Here is a 4,167-nt window from a genome sequence, read left to right as displayed (position 1 = left end):
CATCTTTGTGTTTATCGTTCTGTTGGCAACAGGGCTGATCACATGCAATATCTATGATTATTATCCCACTTTGGAAGCGGCATTCCGCCATGCCATCTTCCAGGTAGCAGCCATCATGAGTACCACCGGTTTTGTTACGGCCAACTTTGACCTCTGGCCAGAATTTTCCAAAACTATACTGTTCTGTCTGCTGTTCCTGGGGGCCTGCGGCGGCTCTACTGCCGGCGGGGTAAAAATCTCCCGCTTCATTATTCTGATCAAGATGGTATTGCGCGAGGTGCGCCATATCGTACATCCCCGTTCTGTAAACCTGATCAAACTGGACGGGTTCAAGATTGAATCGGAAGTCACAAGAAGCGTGGCCAGCTTTATTATTCTGTATATTTTCATTCTGCTGGGATCGTTTATTCTGCTTTCTCTGAATGATTTCGACTTTGCGACAAATATGACAGCGGTAACGACCTGTCTGAGTAATGTCGGCCCAGGGTTGAACATGGCGGGGCCTACGGAAAATCTGGCGTTCTTCTCGCCTTTTGCAAAACTGATCCTCTGTCTGGATATGCTTCTGGGCAGACTGGAGATCTTCCCGATCCTGATGCTGTTCACACCATCTATCTGGAAGAAAGGATACATGTAATCACTCAGAGCCAAGCGTCTGAAGGAAAAAGAGCAACTTGCATATTTATATGCAAAGTTGCTCTTTTTTTCGGATATTTTCCGGATAAAGCAAAAAACAGCCTGAGAGGCTGTTTTTTGAAAAGGGGAGGGTCTATTTTGTTCTATCTGTAAAAAGTGTTTTGCAAAATTGGGAAGGGGGCCTGCGGCTGTTTTCGGGGATGAAGCCGCAGGCGGGAAGTAAAAGGGGGCGTCCTTTTGACTTCTCCTGTAGTATACATCCGAAATATGGACAAAATATGAATGAAAACTTAAGATTGTTTGAAAGTTTCTTAAGAAAACCGTTAGAAAAGGGAAAAAGAATCTTTGGTTTATTTTGACTTGATATTACAGAGTATGATATAATCAATTATTATGTGTATATAGATCGTTACAAGGAGGAAGCCTATGTCTCAGGACAAACAGAAAAATATTCGAAATTTTTGTATCGTGGCCCATATCGACCACGGTAAATCCACACTGGCAGACAGACTGATCCAGAAAACGGGTCTTTTGACAGATAGAGAAATGCAGGAACAGGTTCTGGATAACATGGATCTGGAAAGAGAAAGAGGGATTACCATCAAATCTCAGGCGGTTCGTCTGATTTATAAAGCGCAGGATGGGGAAGAATATCAGTTCAACCTGATCGATACTCCCGGACATGTTGACTTTAACTATGAAGTATCTCGTTCCCTGGCGGCCTGCGAAGGTGCAGTGCTGATCGTTGACGCGGCCCAGGGCATCGAAGCCCAGACACTGGCAAACGTATATCTGGCACTGGATAATAATCTGGAAATTCTGCCCGTAATCAATAAGATCGACCTGCCCAGCGCAAATCCCCAGTGGGCAAAACAGGAAATTGAAGATATCATTGGCATCCCCGCGGAAGATGCTCCTGAAATTTCTGCGAAAAACGGTATCAATATCGAAGATGTACTGGAACGCATCATCACAGATATCCCTGCGCCCGCAGGTGACCCCGAAGCGCCTTTGAAAGCACTGGTATTTGACTCTGTTTACGACCAGTACAGAGGGGTTATCGTACTGATGCGTGTCTTTGACGGCAGCATCCGCAAGGGCAGCAAAGTAAAAATGATGGCCACAGGCAAAGAATTTGATGTTGTGGAAGTTGGCGTATTCGGCCCCGGCCGTTTCATCCCTGCGGACGAACTGTCTGTCGGTATGGTAGGTTATTTCACAGCCAGCATCAAGACCGTTTCCGATACCCGCGTTGGTGATACTGTTACACTGGCGGCAAACCCCACTGCTGAGGCACTGCCCGGCTATAAAAAGGTAAATCCCATGGTTTACTGCGGCATCTTCCCTGTGGATGGTGCAAAATATCCTGACCTGCGTGATGCGCTGGAAAAACTGCAGTTGAATGACGCAGCCCTGTTCTTTGAACCTGAAACATCTATCGCTCTGGGCTTTGGTTTCCGCTGTGGTTTCCTTGGCCTGCTGCATCTGGAAATCATTCAGGAAAGACTGGAAAGAGAATATAACCTGGATCTGGTAACAACAGCACCCAGCGTTATCTATAAAGTATATCTGACAGACGGCACCAGCTTTGATCTGTCCAACCCCAGTAACATGCCCGACCCTGCCCGTATTGAAAAGATGGAAGAACCCATCGTAAAGGCAGAGATCATGCTGCCCAAGGATTATGTTGGCCCCATTATGGAACTGTGCCAGCAGAGACGTGGTGAATATATCAGTATGGAATATCTGGATTCTACCCGTGTAATGCTGACATACCACATGCCTCTGAATGAAATCATCTACGATTTCTTCGATGTACTGAAATCCAGAAGCCGCGGCTATGCATCCTTCGATTACAGCCTGCTGGGCTATCAGGAAAGCGATCTGGTGAAACTGGATATTCTGGTAAACAAAGAACCTGTCGATGCCCTGTCCTTTATCGTTCACAGAGCATCTGCAGTGGAACGCGGCAGAAAGATGTGCGAAAAACTGAAGAAGGAAATTCCCAGACATCAGTTCGAAATTCCTATTCAGGCAGCCATCGGTGCAAAGATCATTGCCAGAGAAACCATTTCTGCCCTGCGTAAGGACGTATTGGCGAAATGTTACGGCGGTGACATTACCCGTAAGAAAAAACTTCTGGAAAAACAGAAGGAAGGTAAAAAACGTATGCGCCAGATCGGTAACGTAGAAGTACCTCAGAAAGCATTCATGTCCGTACTGAAGCTGGATGAAGAATAAGTAAATAATGAAAAAATTGGAAAAGGTGTGACTTATGTCACACCTTTTTTTGTTGAATTGGGGTATAATGTAAATAAATCACAGAAAAACAATAGAAATTCGTATATGATAAAGAAAAAACAAGAGAATAAGAGAGAGTATAAAAAAGAAGACGAGAGAGGAGCTGCCATAATGAAAGAACTGAACATGAATCTGGAACTGTATGAAAAAAGCGTAAGAGAAAGTGAAAAACCTGTATTGGTAGAATTCTGGGCACCCTGGTGTGTATACTGCCGCCGTATTGCTCCTGCTTATGATAAGATCGCAGAGCAGTATGCCGACAAACTGGTGGTAGGCAAGATCAATGTGGACGATGTGCCCGAAGCGGCAGCAAAAGAAAAGATCGAAGCCATCCCTGCACTGCTGCTGTATAAAGGCGGCGAAGTGGTAGACTCTATCGTTGCACCCGATTCCAAAGCGAAAATTGAAGAATTTATCGAAAAGAACCTGTAAGAAGGAGGGGCTTTGATGGAACATATTTATGATGTCATCATAATTGGCGGCGGCCCCGGCGGATATACTGCCGCTCTCTATGGGGCTAGGGCTGGGCTGGATGTGCTGGTTCTGGAAAAACTTTCCGCAGGCGGCCAGATGGCACTGACCTCCCAGATCGATAACTATCCTGGCTTTGAGGAAGGTGTAGATGGATTTACACTGGCAGAAAAAATGCAGGCGGGTGCGGAAAGATTTGGCGCAAAAACAGAGCTGGCAGAGGTATATTCTGTTGACCTGAAAGATAAAATCAAAAAAGTAGATACAAGTGAAGGAACATTTTATGGCAAAACCGTTGTGATCTCCACCGGAGCATCCCCCAGAGAACTGGGGCTGGAAAAAGAACAGTCTCTGGTAGGCAAAGGTGTCAACTATTGTGCAGCCTGCGATGGGATGTTTTACAGGGGAAAGACTGTTGTTGTGGTTGGCGGCGGCAATAGCGCAGCAGCCGATGCCATGCTTCTTTCCCGCATCTGCGAAAAGGTGATCCTTGTACACCGCAGAGATACCCTGCGTGCCACAAAGATCTATCACGAACCCCTGATGCAGGCGGAAAATGTGGCATTTCAGTGGGACAGCGTTGTAACAGAACTGCTGTATGAAGACGGCTTCAAGGGTGTTCGTCTGAAAAATGTAAAAACGGGAGAAGAAACAGAAATTGCCTGTGATGGTATTTTTATCAGCGTAGGCAGAAAGCCTGTAACAGAATTTCTGGCAGGACAGGTGGAACTGGATCGAAGCGGTTACATCATTGCAGAT

At 45.9% G+C, this 4,167-nt stretch carries 4 protein-coding genes; all 4 read left to right on the top strand.

Translation table 11 applies throughout. The features are described from left to right. Positions 1-637, top strand: a 637-nt coding sequence (locus tag ACJMLT_RS07060; protein WP_405728634.1) for a TrkH family potassium uptake protein, incomplete at its 5' end; no start/stop codon positions are given. Positions 638-1,062: 425 nt separating this feature from the next. Next, positions 1,063-2,877 (top strand): translation elongation factor 4, encoded by a 1,815-nt coding sequence (gene lepA / locus ACJMLT_RS07055; RefSeq protein WP_405728631.1) that lies wholly within the window; start codon positions 1,063-1,065, stop codon positions 2,875-2,877. Between the two features lie 171 nt (positions 2,878-3,048). Beyond that, positions 3,049-3,369 carry a thioredoxin family protein gene (locus ACJMLT_RS07050; RefSeq protein ID WP_405728628.1) on the top strand — a complete coding sequence of 107 codons (321 nt, stop codon included), beginning with the start codon at positions 3,049-3,051 and terminating at the stop codon, positions 3,367-3,369. Positions 3,370-3,384: 15 nt separating this feature from the next. Continuing rightward, a partial coding sequence (locus tag ACJMLT_RS07045; protein ID WP_405728625.1) for an NAD(P)/FAD-dependent oxidoreductase occupies positions 3,385-4,167 on the top strand: 783 nt, incomplete at its 3' end.

The sequence above is a fragment of the Anaerotignum sp. genome (assembly GCF_045122575.1).
Taxonomy (GTDB): Bacteria; Bacillota; Clostridia; order Lachnospirales; family Anaerotignaceae; genus Anaerotignum_A.
Note: the sequence above shows the minus strand (reverse complement) of the source record. Positions and strands in the feature narration are given on the sequence as shown.

Coding starts and splice junctions, on each gene's coding strand:
- lepA (WP_405728631.1), top strand. CDS start 1,063: ATGTCTCAGGACAAACAGAAAAATATTCGAAATTTTTGTATCGTGGCC.
- ACJMLT_RS07050 (WP_405728628.1), top strand. CDS start 3,049: ATGAAAGAACTGAACATGAATCTGGAACTGTATGAAAAAAGCGTAAGA.